Origin of the sequence: Pseudomonas piscis (assembly GCF_009380155.1) — a bacterium.
Lineage (GTDB): Bacteria > Pseudomonadota > Gammaproteobacteria > Pseudomonadales > Pseudomonadaceae > Aquipseudomonas > Aquipseudomonas piscis.
Genome location: NZ_WHUV01000006.1, coordinates 93,135 through 107,542 on the forward strand (window position 1 = coordinate 93,135; position 14,408 = coordinate 107,542).

Sequence of the window (14,408 nt, forward strand, 5' to 3'; positions counted from 1 at the left end):
AAAGGCGGCGATTATAGCGGTAATGATCGAATCCCTCACGCAAGTTCGTCAGCCTTTGTCTACTTGCGCAGAGAATCCGGCGATTTTGCCTGTCCTATACCTGAACGGTCATGGCTTCGGCCTTGGGGGCTCTGCATCAGCAGTGATATAGTTCGCCGCCAGTTCGGCCTGCCCAGGGGCACGTGCTCTCGGGAGAGAGCCTAGCGTCCGAGTGTTAGGCTGCATCGCAAGGAGTTTAGATGAGTGCCGACAACGCTTACGCGGTCGAGCTGAAGGGCGTTTCCTTCAAGCGCGGTGCGCGCAGCATATTCAATAACGTGGATATCCGTATTCCGCGGGGCAAGGTCACCGGCATCATGGGGCCTTCCGGCTGTGGGAAAACTACCCTGTTGCGCTTGATGGGCATGCAGTTGCGGCCTAGCAGCGGCGAGGTCTGGGTCAATGGCCAGAACCTGCCGACGCTCTCGCGCAGCGATCTGTTCGATGCTCGCAAGCAGATGGGCGTGCTGTTCCAGAGCGGTGCGCTGTTCACCGATCTGGATGTCTTCGAGAACGTGGCCTTTCCGCTGCGGGTGCACACCCAGCTGCCTGACGAAATGATTCGTGACATTGTCCTGCTCAAGCTGCAGGCGGTGGGGCTGCGTGGGGCCGTCGACCTCATGCCTGATGAGCTTTCAGGCGGCATGAAGCGCCGGGTCGCCCTGGCCCGGGCCATCGCCCTGGATCCGCAGATCCTCATGTACGACGAGCCTTTCGTGGGCCAGGACCCGATCGCGATGGGGGTGTTGGTGCGCCTGATTCGCCTGCTCAACGATGCCCTGGGCATCACCAGCATCGTGGTGTCCCATGACCTGGCGGAAACCGCGAGCATCGCCGACTACCTCTATGTAGTGGGTGATGGCCAGGTGTTGGGCCAGGGAACTCCTGCCGAGTTGATGGACTCCGACAATCCGCGTATCCGGCAATTCATGAAGGGCGATCCCGACGGCCCGGTACCGTTTCACTTTCCAGCGCCGGACTACCGCGCAGATCTTCTGGGGAAGCGCTGATGCGCAAGATATCGCTAATCGAGAGGATTCGCCTCTTCGGTCGCTCAGGCATCGATGTCCTGGCGGTACTGGGGCGTTCCACCCTGTTCCTGTTCCATGCGCTGCTCGGTCGCGGCAGCATCGGCGGTGGTTTCGGCCTGTTGGTCAAGCAACTGCATTCAGTGGGCGTCATGTCCCTGGTGATCATCGTCGTGTCGGGGATCTTCATCGGCATGGTGCTGGCGCTGCAGGGCTTCAACATCCTCTCCAGCTACGGTTCGGAGCAGGCGGTAGGCCAGATGGTCGCCCTGACTCTGCTGCGCGAGCTGGGGCCGGTAGTCACCGCGCTGCTGTTCGCCGGGCGCGCCGGTTCGGCACTGACCGCCGAGATCGGCAACATGAAATCCACCGAGCAGCTCTCCAGCCTGGAGATGATCGGTGTCGATCCGCTCAAGTACATCATCGCCCCGCGCCTGTGGGCCGGTTTCATCTCCTTGCCCCTGCTGGCCATGATTTTCTGCGTGGTGGGTATCTGGGGGGGCTCGTGGGTGGCCGTCGACTGGCTGGGAGTCTATGAAGGCTCCTACTGGGCGAACATGCAGAACAGCGTGAATTTCAGCAGTGACGTGCTCAATGGCGTGATCAAGAGCATCGTCTTTGCCTTTGTAGTGACCTGGATCGCCGTATTCCAAGGCTACGACTGTGAGCCCACCTCAGAGGGGATCAGCCGTGCCACTACCAAGACCGTGGTGTACGCCTCGTTGGCCGTACTGGGCTTGGACTTTATTCTGACCGCCTTGATGTTTGGAGATTTCTGATGCAAAACCGCACCCTGGAAATCGGTGTCGGCCTTTTCCTGCTGGCCGGCATCCTGGCTTTGCTGTTGCTTGCCCTGCGGGTCAGTGGCTTGTCTCCGACCGCGAGCACCGATACTTATAAACTTTATGCCTATTTCGACAATATCGCCGGTTTGACGGTCAGAGCTAAGGTGACCATGGCCGGGGTGACCATCGGCAAGGTCACGGCAATCGATCTGGACCGCGACAGCTTCACTGGCCGGGTGACGATGCAGCTGGAAAAGCGCGTGGATAACCTGCCGACCGACTCCACTGCATCTATCCTGACTGCTGGCCTGTTGGGTGAGAAATACATCGGTATCAGCGTGGGTGGGGAAGAGGCCCTGCTCAAGGATGGTGGAACCATCCACGACACCCAGTCGTCGCTGGTATTGGAAGACCTGATCGGTAAATTCCTGCTCAATACCGTTAGCAAAGACGCCAAATGAGGAGTTTTTCGATGATTTCTATCTTGCGACGTGGCCTGCTGGTGCTATTCGCTGCGCTGCCGTTGCTGGCCAATGCGGCGAGCCCGACCTCCGCCCATGACCTGGTGCAGGACACTACCAACCGCCTGCTGGCCGATCTTGCCGCCAATAAAGAGAAGTACAAGCAAAGCCCGAACGACTTCTACAACTCCCTGAACGGTATTGTCGGCCCGGCGGTGGATGCCGATGGCATCTCCCGCAGCATCATGACCGTCAAGTATTCGCGCAAGGCCACCCCGGAGCAGATGGCGCGCTTCCAGGAGAACTTCAAGCGCAGCCTGATCCAGTTCTATGGCAACGCGCTGCTGGAATACAACAACCAGGGCATCACCATTTCTCCTCCCAAGGATGAAAGCGGTACCCGTACCAGCGTCGACATGCAGGTCAAGGGCAACAACGGGGCGATCTACCCGGTGTCCTACACCCTGGAGAAGATCAGCGGCGAGTGGAAAATTCGTAACGTGATCATCAATGGCATCAATATCGGCAAGCTGTTCCGCGATCAGTTCGCCGATGCCATGCAGCGCAACGGCAACAACCTGGACAAGACCATCGACGGCTGGGCCGGCGAAGTGGCCAAGGCCAAGGAAGCTACCGACAACGCCGCGCCAAAGGCCGAGCAATGAGCGAGGCGGGCGTACGCCTCGGTACCGCCGGGGAGCTGTTGATCAGCGGCGTGCTGGACTATCGCAGCGGCCCGGGCCTGCGCAAGCAGGGCCAGGCGCTGATCAAGTCGAGCCAGGCCCCGGCGCTGGTGCTCGACTGCTCGGCGGTAGAGCGCTCCAGCAGTGTCGGCCTGGCCTTGTTGCTGGCCTTCATGCGTGACGCCCAGGCGCTGGGCAAGGCCGTGAGCGTGCATGCGCTTCCGGACGGCATGAAGGAAATCGCCGAGGTGTCCGGGGTGACCGAGATCCTCGCGCAGCCCTAGTCGCCACAGGGTCACGCAAAGCCCCCCGTCAGAGTCCTGCTTATGCGGGGTTCGCAGGCGCGGGGCTTTTTTGTATGATGTCCGACCCGCGCGCACAGGGCGCCGATTGAGGTTGAGCATGCAGGCCAACGAAGTGAAGAGCTTTCTCGAGGGAAAGCTGCCCGGAACTCAGGTAGAAGTTGAGGGCGAAGGCTGCAACTTTCAGCTGAACGTGATTAGCGACGAACTGTCGGCCTTGAGCCCGGTTAAGCGTCAGCAGAGCATCTATGCCCATTTGAATCCATGGATTGCCAATGGCAGCATCCACGCGATCACCATGAAATTTTTCAGCCGCGCGGCCTGGGCCGAGCGCACCTGAGCCCAAGGGCGTCGAGACTCTTATGGATAAATTGATTATTACCGGCGGTGCTCGCCTCGATGGCGAGATCCGCATTTCCGGGGCCAAGAACTCCGCGCTGCCTATCCTGGCGGCAACCCTGCTGTGCGATGGCCCGGTCACCGTGGCCAACCTGCCGCACCTGCACGACATCACCACCATGATCGAGCTGTTCGGTCGCATGGGCATCGAGCCTGTGATCGACGAGAAACTCAGCGTCGAGATCGACCCGCGCACCATCAAGACCCTGGTGGCGCCTTACGAGCTGGTCAAGACCATGCGTGCCTCGATCCTGGTGCTGGGCCCGATGGTCGCGCGCTTCGGTGAAGCCGAAGTGGCCTTGCCTGGCGGCTGCGCCATCGGCTCGCGTCCGGTGGACCTGCACATCCGCGGCCTGGAAGCCATGGGCGCGCAGATCGACGTCGAAGGCGGCTACATCAAGGCCCGTGCCCCCGAAGGCGGCCTGCGTGGCGCGAACTTCTTCTTCGATACCGTGAGCGTGACCGGTACCGAGAACATCATGATGGCCGCTGCCCTGGCCAAGGGCCGCAGTGTGCTGCAGAACGCCGCCCGCGAACCCGAAGTCGTCGACCTGGCGAACTTCCTGATCGCCATGGGTGCGAAGATCTCCGGCGCCGGCACCGACACCATCACCATCGATGGCGTCGAGCGCCTGCACTCGGCCACCTACAAGGTCATGCCCGACCGTATCGAGACCGGCACCTACCTGGTGGCCGCCGCCGTTACCGGTGGCCGGGTCAAGGTCAAGGATACCGATCCGACCATCCTTGAAGCCGTATTGGAAAAACTCAAGGAAGCGGGCGCCGAAGTCACCACCGGCAGCGACTGGATCGAGCTCGACATGCACGGCAAGCGCCCCAAGGCGGTCAACGTGCGTACCGCTCCATACCCGGCGTTCCCGACCGACATGCAGGCGCAGTTCATTTCCCTGAACGCGATTGCCGAGGGCACTGGCGCGGTGATCGAGACCATCTTCGAGAACCGCTTCATGCACGTGTACGAGTTGCACCGCATGGGCGCCAAGATCCAGGTCGAAGGCAACACCGCCATCGTTACCGGCGCCGACCTGCTCAAGGGCGCGCCAGTGATGGCCACCGACCTGCGGGCCTCGGCCAGCCTGGTGATTTCGGCCCTGATGGCCGAAGGCGATACCCTGATCGATCGCATCTACCACATCGACCGTGGCTACGAGTGCATCGAAGAGAAGCTGCAGATGCTGGGCGCGAAGATCCGCCGCGTACCGGGCTAGCCTGCCGTGGGCACAGGGAGGTGCCACAGATTCTTGTTCCACGTCGAGCCTGTCTTCAGGCTCGACGCATGTCTGGCGCCGTTTGCGTCCGGGCATCAGTCGCCGCATAAGGACTTACGTTACTCATGTTGACCATCGCACTGTCCAAGGGCCGTATCCTCGACGACACGCTGCCGCTTCTGGCTGAAGCGGGCATCGTGCCAACCGAGAATCCGGACAAGAGCCGCAAACTGATCATCCCCACGACCCAGGACGATGTACGCCTGCTGATCGTGCGTGCCACCGACGTGCCGACCTATGTCGAGCATGGCGCCGCTGATCTCGGGGTGGCCGGCAAGGACGTCCTGATGGAGTACGGCAGCCAGGGCCTGTACGAGCCGCTGGACCTGCAGATCGCCAAGTGCAAGTTGATGACTGCCGGCGCCGTCGGTGCCCAGGAGCCCAAGGGCCGCCTGCGGATCGCCACCAAGTTCGTCAACGTGGCCAAGCGCTACTACGCCGAGCAGGGTCGCCAGGTGGACATCATCAAGCTCTATGGTTCCATGGAGCTGGCACCGCTGATCGGCCTGGCGGACAAGATCATCGACGTGGTCGATACCGGCAATACCCTGCGAGCCAATGGCCTGGAACCCCAGGAACTGATCGCTACCATCAGCTCCCGCCTGGTGGTCAACAAGGCATCCATGAAGATGCAGCACGCCCGCATCCAGTTGCTCATCGATACCCTGCGCAAGGCAGTGGAATCGCGACACCGCGGCTGACTCACATGCGTGGCCCCCGAGCCGCGCCCATCTATCCGCGTCATACCCAGCATGCTCAGGTGCCCACGCGGATGGCCTGGTAGTCTTGCGGCGCCTGAGTCATGCAAAACCAAGCTTGTCCTTTTGTGCATTCGCCAATCAATGAGGCCTTCGCTATGACCGCTCCCACTGCAATTCGCCGACTCAACGCTGCCGATGCGGATTTCGCCCGACATCTGGATCATCTGCTGAGCTGGGAAAGCGTGTCCGACGACGCGGTCAACCAGCGTGTGCTCGACATCATCAAGGCCGTGCGCGAGCGCGGTGATGCGGCGCTGGTGGAGTTCACCCAGCGTTTCGATGGCGTCCAGGCCAAGGCCATCGATGACCTGATCCTCGACCGTGCCCGCCTGGAGCTGGCCCTGACCCGCATCACCCCGGTACAGCGCGAGGCCCTGGAAAAGGCCGCCAACCGCGTGCGCGTCTACCATGAGCGGCAGAAGCAGGACTCCTGGCAGTACACCGAGGCCGATGGCACCGTGCTCGGCCAGAAGGTCACGCCCCTGGACCGTGCCGGCCTGTATGTGCCGGGCGGCAAGGCGTCGTATCCGTCTTCGGTGCTGATGAACGCCATCCCGGCGAAAGTTGCCGGCGTCTCCGAGGTGGTGATGGTGGTGCCGACTCCTCGTGGCGAGGTCAACGAGCTGGTGCTGGCCGCAGCCTGCATCGCCGGGGTCGACCGGGTGTTCACCATCGGTGGCGCCCAGGCCGTGGCCGCGCTGGCCTATGGCACCCAGAGCGTGCCCCAGGTGGACAAGATCGTCGGTCCGGGCAACATCTATGTGGCCACCGCCAAGCGGCATGTATTCGGCCAGGTCGGTATCGACATGATCGCCGGTCCCTCGGAGATCCTGGTGGTGTGCGATGGCCAGACCGATCCGGACTGGATCGCCATGGATCTGTTTTCCCAGGCCGAGCATGATGAGGATGCCCAGGCGATCCTGGTCAGCCCGGATGCCGAGTTCCTCGATCGGGTAGCCGCCAGCATCGCCAAGCTGCTACCGACCATGGAGCGGGCCGAGATCATCAACACCTCGATCAATGGCCGGGGCGCGCTGATCCAGGTCCGCGACATGCAGCAAGCCATCGAGGTGGCCAACCGCATCGCCCCCGAGCACCTGGAGCTATCGGTGGCCGACCCGCAAGCCTGGTTGCCGCAGATCCGCCACGCCGGGGCGATCTTCATGGGCCGCCACACTTCGGAGGCCTTGGGCGACTACTGCGCCGGCCCGAACCACGTGCTGCCGACTTCCGGCACCGCGCGTTTTTCCTCGCCGCTGGGGGTGTATGACTTCCAGAAGCGCTCGTCGATCATCTTCTGTTCCGAGCAGGGCGCATCCGAACTGGGCCGTACGGCCTCGGTGCTGGCCCGTGGCGAGTCGCTGACCGCCCACGCCCGCAGCGCTGAATACCGTATTGTCGACGACCAAGATCAGGGGCAATGAGCATGAGCAAATTCTGGAGTCCGTTCGTCAAGAACCTGGTGCCCTACGTACCGGGCGAACAACCCAAGCTGACCAAGCTGGTCAAGCTCAACACCAACGAAAATCCCTATGGCCCGTCGCCCAAGGCCCTGGCCGCAATGCAGGCCGAGCTCAACGACAACCTGCGGCTGTACCCCGATCCCAACAGCGACCTGCTCAAGCAGTCGGTGGCCAGCTACTACGGGGTGAAGGCCAACCAGGTGTTCCTCGGCAACGGTTCCGACGAAGTCCTGGCGCACATCTTCCATGGCCTGCTGCAACAGGACCTGCCGCTGCTATTCCCGGACATCAGCTACAGCTTCTATCCGGTGTATTGCGGCCTGTATGGCATCGATTTCGACGCGGTGCCGCTGGACGAGCAATTCCAGATCCGCGTGGCCGACTACGCCAAGCCCAATGGCGGCATCATTTTCCCCAACCCGAATGCGCCTACCGGTTGCCTGTTGGCCCTGGAGGCGGTGGAGCAGATCCTCAAGGCCAGCCCCGATTCGGTGGTGGTCGTGGATGAGGCCTACATCGATTTCGGTGGCCAGACCGCCATCAGCCTGGTGGACCGCTACCCGAACCTGCTGGTGACCCAGACCCTGTCCAAGTCCCGTTCCCTGGCGGGTTTGCGGGTGGGCCTGGCGGTAGGGCATCCGGACCTGATCGAGGCCCTGGAACGGGTCAAGAACAGCTTCAACTCCTACCCCCTGGATCGCCTGGCGATTGTCGGTGCGGCCGCGGCTTTCGCAGATCGCGAGTACTTCCAGAAGACTTGCCAGCAGGTAATTGAAAGTCGCGAATGGCTGGTGGCGCAGTTGCAGGCCAAGGGTTTCGAAGTGCTGCCTTCGGCGGCCAACTTCATCTTTGCCCGCCACCCGCAACACGATGCCGCGGGCCTGGCAGCCAAGCTGCGGGAGCAAGGCGTGATCGTGCGTCACTTCAAGCAGCAGCGGATCGCCCAGTTCCTGCGGATCAGCATCGGCACGCCGGAGCAGAACCAGGCCCTGGTCGACGGATTGGGGCAGCTCTAAGCGGCAAGCTGGAAGCCCTGAGCATGTGCCTGGGGCTTCTCGCTTGCAGCTAAAGGCTTGCCGCTTTGCCACTGCAGCCTGCGGCTGCGCTTATTCGTGGTGCGGTTGTCCCAGGAATGTCAGGGAGCTGAACAGGCCGCGGGAGGCCGCGTCGGGGTTGTCCTTGAGCGGCACCTCGACCTGCGCGGCGATCACGTTCAAGCCCTCGTTGCGCACCAGTACCTGGGCGCGGCCCTGGGCATCGGTCTCGGTGCTCAGGGTATTGGGTGCATTGCGGTAATCCCCCACCAGCTTCACTCCCGCCGCCGGCTGGCCGTCGAGCAGGACCCGTACCGGCAGGCTCTTGCCGGGCCCCACCAACAGCGGATCGGTCTCGGGCAGGATCACCAGCTTGAGCTGATCGAGGCTGGGTAGCTTCGCTCCGGGCTGATAGATCGCCAGGCTGTACTTGAAGGTATGGGTCGAGGCGATGGCGCCAGGCACCTGGCTACGTCCCTGGTTGATCCACTGTTTGTCGGCGGTTTGCGACCAGGGCCCGTTGTCCAGGGCGACCGCCAGCACAGCTGGAGGCTTGAGCGGTTGCAGCCGGGCGTGATCGGCAAGGCGTTGCACCGTCACCGGGATCATCCTTCCCAGGCTGTCATAGGCCCAGGCGCCGCTGATCTTGCGCGGCTTGAAGGCATCATCCTCGGCGCCATGGCCGTACACCACCTCGATGTTGCCGCGTCGCTGTTCGGTCCACAGGCCATGGGCCACGGCCTGGGTGGTGCCCAGGGTGCCGAGCAGGCCCAGCAGGACAATGGTTTGCATCGATTGCATGGTGGTTCCCTTCTACAGGTTGAGTGTCAGGCTGACGGTGAAGTTGCGCGGTTCTCCCGGGGTGACCCAGTAGTTGCTGTAGGAGCGCTCGTAGTACTTCTCGTCGAACAGGTTGTTCAGGTTCAGGCCCAGGGTCAGGTTGTCGCTGGCTTTGTAGTGGGCCAGCAGGTCCAGGGTACGGTAGGCGGGAAGTTCGAAGCGGCCTCCGGCCTCGCCCGAACGGTCGCCGACATAAGTCAGGGCCGCGCCGATATCCGAGCCCTTGAGGCGACCGTCCTGGAATTCATAGACTCCCAGCAGGCTGCCACTGTGCTTGGCGACCCCGAGAATGCGGCTGCCGGTGGGAATTGCCTGGTCGCCCTTGGTGACTTCGGCATCGATCAGCGCATAGGCGCCAATCACCCGTACCGCGTCGCTCAGCTGCCCACTGAATTGCAAATCGAAGCCCTGGCTGCGTGCCTTGCCCATGGCGCGGCTGGAATCGGTGCCGGGATCCAGGGCCAGGACGTTTTCCTTGTCGATGTGGAAGGCGGCAAGAGTGGCGCTCAGGCGTTCGTCGAACAGCTCGCTCTTGATCCCCACTTCATAACCGACGCCTTCCTCGGGATTGAAGGTCTTGCCGGCAGCATCCACCCCATTGTTGGGCTTGAACGAGGTGGAGGCGTTGGCGAACAGGCCGAACTGCGGAGTCAGTTGATACAGGAGCCCGGCGCGTTGGGTCAGGGCATCGTGGTTCTGGCGGCTGCGCTTGCCGGTGGCGTGGTCGTCGATCCGTTGCTCGAAATGTTCGAAACGCGCGCCCAGCATGCCGCGCAGGCGTTCGCTGAAGACGATCTGGTCCTGGAGGTTCAAGGCGCGGCTTTCGACGTGCTCGAAAAAGTCAGTGCCGGAGCGCTTGCCGTCGGGCTTGGCCTGGCCGTAGACCGGGTTGTAGATATCGATGGCATAGGGGCTGCCAGCAATGGCGGTGACCCGCTCGTTCTTGCGGTAGTTCTCGTACTCGCTACCGATTAGCAGCTCATGCTGCCAACTGCCGAGGTCGAACAGGCCCCGCAGTTCCAGCTGGGTGATGCTGTCGTGCCAGTTATTGTCGCGCTCGCGGTAGCGCCGGTCGACGGTATGCCGGTCGGCATTCAAGGGGCGGGTTTCCGAGGCGAAGCCCCACAGCTTGCCCTCCTTGTAGTGGCTGGCCAGGCGCAGCTTCCAGTTGTCGTCGAGGTGATGTTCCAGGCTGGCCTGAAGCATGCTGTTGTGGTTGTCGATGTTGCCGTCGCTGGGCTCGCCGAGAAAGGTCGAGCGCGAGACGCCATTCCAGCGGTTGCCGGGGGCGACGATGCCGCGGTCGAAGGTCGAGCTGTGGCGAACGAACTCGCTTTCCAGCAGCAGGCTGGTATCCGGGTTCAACTGCCAGCTCAAGGAGGGGGCGACGAACACCCGGCGACTGTCGACGTGCTCGCGAAAGCTGTGGTTGTCCTCCACCGCCAGGTTGACCCGCGACAGCAGGTTGCCCTGGGCATCCAGCGGGGTGTTGAGGTCCAGTTCGGTGCGGTAGCGATCCCAGCTACCGGCACTGGTGCGCAGGGTGGTGAATGCCTGCGGCTGGGGCTTCTTGGTGACGATGTTCACCGTGCCCCCGGGGTCGCCGCGGCCGTAGAGGCTGGCGGCCGGGCCCTTGAGCACTTCGATGCGTTCGATGCTGGCGGCGTCCGGGGTGCTGGGGTAGCCACGATTGGCGCTGAAGCCGTCCTTGTAGAACTCCGAGGTGGTGAAGCCGCGGATGCTGTATTCATACAAGGTCAGGCCGCCGAAGTTGTTCTGCTTCGAGACGCCTCCGGCGAAGTCCAGGGCCCGCTCGACGTTACTGCTGCCCAGGTCCTGGAGCACGCTGGTGGGGATCACGCTGATGGACTGCGGGATCTCGCGAATCGCCGTATCGGTCTTGGTGGCGCTGGCGGAGCGGGTGGCGCGGTAGCCTTTCACCGGGCCCGTGGCGGATTCGGACTCGCCGCTGATGCGGATGGTCTCCAGTTCCACCGGCTGCGGTTCTTCGGCGTATACGGGATCGGCCAGCAGGCCCAGGGCCAGGCCTGCCAGGGTGAAGATTCTTCGGGGCGTCATGGGGCTGTTCCAATAGCGATATTGAAACAATATAACATGACCAATGAGAGTGTATATTGTTAGCCCGGCATGGCCGGGCTCACATCATTCCTCTTCCTTGACTGGCGCGGGAGGCGGTCGCAGGCCGATCTCGGCAGTCAGCTTGAGTTCCTTGCCGTTGCGCATGACCTGGATCGCCACCTTCTCGGTGGGCTTGATCCGGGCCACCTGGTTCATCGAGCGGCGGCCGTCGCCGGCAGGTTCGCCATCGATGCTGAGGATCACGTCGCCCAGTTGCATGCCGGCCTTTTGCGCCGGGCCATCGCGGAAGATCCCCGCCACCACGATGCCCGGGCGCCCGGCCAGCCCGAAGGACTCCGCCAGCTCCTGGGTCAGCGGCTGCACCTCGATTCCCAGCCAGCCACGGATGACCTGGCCGTGTTCGATGATCGACTTCATCACTTCCATGGCCAGCTTGATCGGGATGGCGAAGCCGATGCCCTGGGAGCCGCCGGACTTGGAGAAGATCGCGGTGTTGATGCCGGTCAGGTTGCCGTTGGCGTCCACCAGGGCGCCGCCGGAGTTGCCCGGGTTGATCGCCGCATCGGTCTGGATGAAGTCTTCGTAGTTGTTCAGGCCCAGCTGGTTGCGGCCAGTGGCGCTGATGATGCCCATGGTCACGGTCTGGCCTACCCCGAACGGGTTGCCGATGGCCAGGGCGACGTCGCCAACGCGGACGTTTTCCGAGCGGCCGACGGTGATCGAGGGCAGGTTCTTCAGATCGATCTTGAGTACCGCCAGGTCGGTTTCCGGGTCGCTGCCGATGACCCGGGCCAGGGTTTCCCGGCCGTCCTTGAGGGCCACCACGATTTGCTCGGCGCCGGAGGTCACGTGGTTGTTGGTCAGCAAGTAGCCTTCGGGGCTCATGATCACCCCGGAACCCAGGCTCGACTCCATGCGCTGCTGCTTGGGCAGGTTGTCACCGAAGAAGCGTCGGAACTGCGGGTCCTCGAACAGCGGGTGGGCCGGCCGGTTGATCACCTTGGTGGTGTACAGGTTGACCACCGCAGGGGCGGCGATGATCACCGCATCAGCGTAGGACACTGGTCCCTGTTGGGTACCAGTGGTTTGCGGCGCTTGCTGCAGGTTCACATCCAGGCTGGGCAGGCCGACCCATTGCGGGTAACGCTGAATAATCAACAACGCGATAAGCACGCCGGCCAGTAGTGGCCAGCCGAAAAAACGCAGAGCCTTGAGCATCGGGCAAGTCCTGGGTGGTTACGAAGGGCTGCGCACGGCCCCATAATGTCGCGCATTATACGAGGCCGCACGCGCCTCTGGACGGGATATTTAGGAGTCTTTCATGGCCGTTGCCCTGAGCACACTGGTAGAAGAAGCGGATCGCTACCTGGGCAGTTCGCGTATCGCCGACTATTGCCCCAATGGCCTGCAGGTCGAAGGGCGTCCACAGGTCATGCGCATCGTCAGCGGAGTCACCGCCAGCCAGGCGTTGCTGGACGCGGCAGTAGAGGCCAAGGCCGACTTGGTGCTGGTCCACCATGGCTATTTCTGGAAAGGCGAGAACCCTTGCATCACCGGCATGAAGCAGCGCCGCTTGAAGACCCTGCTCAAGCATGACATCAGCCTGCTGGCCTATCACCTGCCCCTGGACCTGCATCCGGAAGTGGGCAACAACGTGCAATTGGCCCGGCAACTGGACATTACCGTGGAAGGCCCGCTGGATCCGGAGAACCCCAAGGTCGTGGGGCTGGTGGGTTCCCTGGACGAGCCCGTCACTGCGCGGGACTTCGCCCGCCGGGTACAGGAGGCGATGGGCCGTGAACCGCTGCTGGTGGAAGGCAGCGAGATGATCCGCCGGGTCGGCTGGTGCACCGGCGGTGGCCAGGGTTACATCGATCAGGCGGTGCAGGCCGGGGTCGACCTGTACCTGAGTGGCGAGGCTTCGGAACAGACCTTCCACAGCGCCCGGGAGAACGACATCAGTTTCATCGCTGCCGGCCACCATGCCACCGAGCGTTACGGCGTGCAGGCGCTGGGTGACTACCTGGCCCGGCGCTTCGCCCTGGAGCACCTGTTCATCGATTGCCCGAACCCGATCTGACGGCATTTCGTCAGGTCTTTCCCGGTGGGCCCCGCCGGTGTCGATCGCCGTTTGCGGCCGCATCGGCAGGGCCCGGAACCAGCGAACGGGCGGGTATATTCATATACCGTTTCGTTCTAGTTGGCTCCCTGATTAGAAGAAGGCCGCTGTGCTAGCATGCCCCGCTCGAACACGGCCCGCAGGCCGTCCATAAGAAAGCTTTCGTGAGTAGCCATGGTCGACAAACTGACGCATCTGAAACAGCTGGAGGCGGAAAGCATCCACATCATCCGCGAGGTGGCGGCCGAGTTCGACAATCCGGTGATGCTGTACTCCATCGGCAAGGACTCTGCGGTGATGTTGCATCTGGCCCGCAAGGCGTTCTTCCCCGGCAAGCTGCCATTCCCGGTGATGCACGTCGATACCCGGTGGAAATTCCAGGAGATGTACAAGTTCCGCGATCGCATGGTCGAGGAAATGGGCCTGGACCTGATCACCCACGTCAACCCCGATGGCGTGGCCCAGGGCATCAACCCCTTCACCCACGGCAGTGCCAAGCACACCGATATCATGAAGACCGAGGGCCTCAAGCAGGCCCTGGACAAGCACGGCTTCGACGCCGCGTTCGGCGGGGCTCGCCGCGATGAAGAGAAGTCCCGCGCCAAGGAGCGCGTCTACTCGTTCCGCGACAGCAAGCACCGCTGGGACCCGAAGAACCAGCGTCCCGAGCTGTGGAACGTGTACAACGGCAAGGTCAACAAGGGCGAGTCGATCCGTGTGTTCCCGCTGTCCAACTGGACCGAGCTGGACATCTGGCAATACATCTACCTGGAAGGTATCCCGATCGTGCCGCTGTACTTCGCCGCCGAGCGTGAAGTGATCGAAAAGAACGGCACCCTGATCATGATCGACGATGAGCGCATCCTCGAGCACCTCAGCGATGAGGAGAAGGCGCGCATCGTCAAGAAGAAAGTGCGTTTCCGTACCCTGGGCTGCTACCCGTTGACGGGCGCGGTCGAGTCCGAAGCCGAGACCCTGACCGACATCATCCAGGAAATGCTCCTGACCCGTACGTCGGAGCGCCAGGGCCGGGTCATCGACCACGATGGCGCAGGCTCGATGGAAGACAAAAAACGCCAAGGCTACTTCTAATTTCAGGGTTTCA

Annotated in this window: 15 protein-coding genes; 12 read left to right on the plus strand and 3 right to left on the minus strand. The window is 62.6% G+C overall.

What is annotated here, in order from left to right; genetic code table 11:
- Positions 1-239: 239 nt before the first annotated feature.
- The 10 genes from GDH07_RS27745 (at position 240) to hisC (ending at position 8,226) form a co-directional block, all read left to right on the plus strand.
- Positions 240-1,049: an ATP-binding cassette domain-containing protein gene (locus GDH07_RS27745; protein ID WP_022642329.1), complete on the plus strand. Its 810-nt coding sequence runs from the start codon at positions 240-242 to the stop codon at positions 1,047-1,049.
- A complete protein-coding gene (mlaE, locus tag GDH07_RS27750; RefSeq protein ID WP_022642330.1) occupies positions 1,049-1,846 on the plus strand; it encodes a lipid asymmetry maintenance ABC transporter permease subunit MlaE in 798 nt (265 codons plus the stop codon). Before GDH07_RS27745 ends, mlaE begins: the two co-directional genes overlap by 1 nt.
- A complete protein-coding gene (mlaD, locus tag GDH07_RS27755; protein WP_011059277.1) occupies positions 1,846-2,313 on the plus strand; it encodes an outer membrane lipid asymmetry maintenance protein MlaD in 468 nt (155 codons plus the stop codon). Before mlaE ends, mlaD begins: the two co-directional genes overlap by 1 nt.
- Positions 2,314-2,324: 11 nt before the next feature.
- A complete protein-coding gene (locus GDH07_RS27760) occupies positions 2,325-2,978 on the plus strand; it encodes an MlaC/ttg2D family ABC transporter substrate-binding protein (RefSeq protein WP_103325013.1) in 654 nt (217 codons plus the stop codon).
- Entirely contained in the window at positions 2,975-3,280 is a 306-nt protein-coding gene (locus GDH07_RS27765; protein ID WP_085596302.1) for an STAS domain-containing protein, read from the plus strand. Before GDH07_RS27760 ends, GDH07_RS27765 begins: the two co-directional genes overlap by 4 nt.
- A 118-nt stretch (positions 3,281-3,398) precedes the next feature.
- Positions 3,399-3,638 (plus strand): BolA family protein, encoded by a 240-nt coding sequence (locus GDH07_RS27770; protein ID WP_022642333.1) that lies wholly within the window; start codon positions 3,399-3,401, stop codon positions 3,636-3,638.
- A gap of 22 nt (positions 3,639-3,660) precedes the next feature.
- The gene (murA, locus tag GDH07_RS27775; RefSeq protein WP_022642334.1) at positions 3,661-4,926 is read left to right on the plus strand and encodes a UDP-N-acetylglucosamine 1-carboxyvinyltransferase; all 1,266 of its coding nucleotides are present in this window, start codon (positions 3,661-3,663) and stop codon (positions 4,924-4,926) included.
- A gap of 125 nt (positions 4,927-5,051) precedes the next feature.
- On the plus strand, positions 5,052-5,687 hold the full coding sequence (gene hisG, locus GDH07_RS27780; RefSeq protein ID WP_152896646.1) for an ATP phosphoribosyltransferase: 636 nt from the start codon (positions 5,052-5,054) through the stop codon (positions 5,685-5,687).
- Positions 5,688-5,842: 155 nt separating this feature from the next.
- Positions 5,843-7,171 (plus strand): histidinol dehydrogenase, encoded by a 1,329-nt coding sequence (hisD, locus tag GDH07_RS27785; protein ID WP_022642335.1) that lies wholly within the window; start codon positions 5,843-5,845, stop codon positions 7,169-7,171.
- Between the two features lie 2 nt (positions 7,172-7,173).
- The gene (gene hisC, locus GDH07_RS27790) at positions 7,174-8,226 is read left to right on the plus strand and encodes a histidinol-phosphate transaminase (protein WP_152896647.1); all 1,053 of its coding nucleotides are present in this window, start codon (positions 7,174-7,176) and stop codon (positions 8,224-8,226) included.
- Between the two features lie 90 nt (positions 8,227-8,316).
- On the opposite strand, the gene GDH07_RS27795 is transcribed toward hisC, so the two are convergent.
- The 3 genes from GDH07_RS27795 to algW form a co-directional block, all read right to left on the minus strand.
- Positions 8,317-9,036, minus strand: coding sequence for a DUF4198 domain-containing protein (locus tag GDH07_RS27795; RefSeq protein WP_178124025.1), 720 nt, complete (start codon positions 9,034-9,036; stop codon positions 8,317-8,319).
- A gap of 21 nt (positions 9,037-9,057) precedes the next feature.
- The gene (locus GDH07_RS27800; RefSeq protein ID WP_152896649.1) at positions 9,058-11,163 is read right to left on the minus strand and encodes a TonB-dependent siderophore receptor; all 2,106 of its coding nucleotides are present in this window, start codon (positions 11,161-11,163) and stop codon (positions 9,058-9,060) included.
- Positions 11,164-11,247: 84 nt separating this feature from the next.
- Positions 11,248-12,402, minus strand: a complete 1,155-nt coding sequence (gene algW, locus GDH07_RS27805; RefSeq protein ID WP_022642338.1) for a Do family serine endopeptidase AlgW — start codon at positions 12,400-12,402, stop codon at positions 11,248-11,250.
- 103 nt (positions 12,403-12,505) lie between these two features.
- On the opposite strand from algW, the gene GDH07_RS27810 reads away from it, so the two are divergent.
- Positions 12,506-13,264 carry a Nif3-like dinuclear metal center hexameric protein gene (locus GDH07_RS27810; protein ID WP_022642339.1) on the plus strand — a complete coding sequence of 253 codons (759 nt, stop codon included), beginning with the start codon at positions 12,506-12,508 and terminating at the stop codon, positions 13,262-13,264.
- 213 nt (positions 13,265-13,477) lie between these two features.
- The gene (gene cysD, locus GDH07_RS27815; protein ID WP_022642340.1) at positions 13,478-14,395 is read left to right on the plus strand and encodes a sulfate adenylyltransferase subunit CysD; all 918 of its coding nucleotides are present in this window, start codon (positions 13,478-13,480) and stop codon (positions 14,393-14,395) included.
- Positions 14,396-14,408: the final 13 nt, after the last annotated feature.

Bases quoted from the DNA above. Each gene is read 5' to 3' on its own strand.
- GDH07_RS27745 (WP_022642329.1), top strand. From the start codon at position 240: ATGAGTGCCGACAACGCTTACGCGGTCGAGCTGAAGGGCGTTTCCTTC.
- mlaE (WP_022642330.1), top strand. From the start codon at position 1,049: ATGCGCAAGATATCGCTAATCGAGAGGATTCGCCTCTTCGGTCGCTCA.
- mlaD (WP_011059277.1), top strand. From the start codon at position 1,846: ATGCAAAACCGCACCCTGGAAATCGGTGTCGGCCTTTTCCTGCTGGCC.
- GDH07_RS27760 (WP_103325013.1), top strand. From the start codon at position 2,325: ATGATTTCTATCTTGCGACGTGGCCTGCTGGTGCTATTCGCTGCGCTG.
- GDH07_RS27765 (WP_085596302.1), top strand. From the start codon at position 2,975: ATGAGCGAGGCGGGCGTACGCCTCGGTACCGCCGGGGAGCTGTTGATC.
- GDH07_RS27770 (WP_022642333.1), top strand. From the start codon at position 3,399: ATGCAGGCCAACGAAGTGAAGAGCTTTCTCGAGGGAAAGCTGCCCGGA.
- murA (WP_022642334.1), top strand. From the start codon at position 3,661: ATGGATAAATTGATTATTACCGGCGGTGCTCGCCTCGATGGCGAGATC.
- hisG (WP_152896646.1), top strand. From the start codon at position 5,052: ATGTTGACCATCGCACTGTCCAAGGGCCGTATCCTCGACGACACGCTG.
- hisD (WP_022642335.1), top strand. From the start codon at position 5,843: ATGACCGCTCCCACTGCAATTCGCCGACTCAACGCTGCCGATGCGGAT.
- hisC (WP_152896647.1), top strand. From the start codon at position 7,174: ATGAGCAAATTCTGGAGTCCGTTCGTCAAGAACCTGGTGCCCTACGTA.
- GDH07_RS27795 (WP_178124025.1), bottom strand. From the start codon at position 9,036: ATGCAAACCATTGTCCTGCTGGGCCTGCTCGGCACCCTGGGCACCACC.
- GDH07_RS27800 (WP_152896649.1), bottom strand. From the start codon at position 11,163: ATGACGCCCCGAAGAATCTTCACCCTGGCAGGCCTGGCCCTGGGCCTG.
- algW (WP_022642338.1), bottom strand. From the start codon at position 12,402: ATGCTCAAGGCTCTGCGTTTTTTCGGCTGGCCACTACTGGCCGGCGTG.
- GDH07_RS27810 (WP_022642339.1), top strand. From the start codon at position 12,506: ATGGCCGTTGCCCTGAGCACACTGGTAGAAGAAGCGGATCGCTACCTG.
- cysD (WP_022642340.1), top strand. From the start codon at position 13,478: ATGGTCGACAAACTGACGCATCTGAAACAGCTGGAGGCGGAAAGCATC.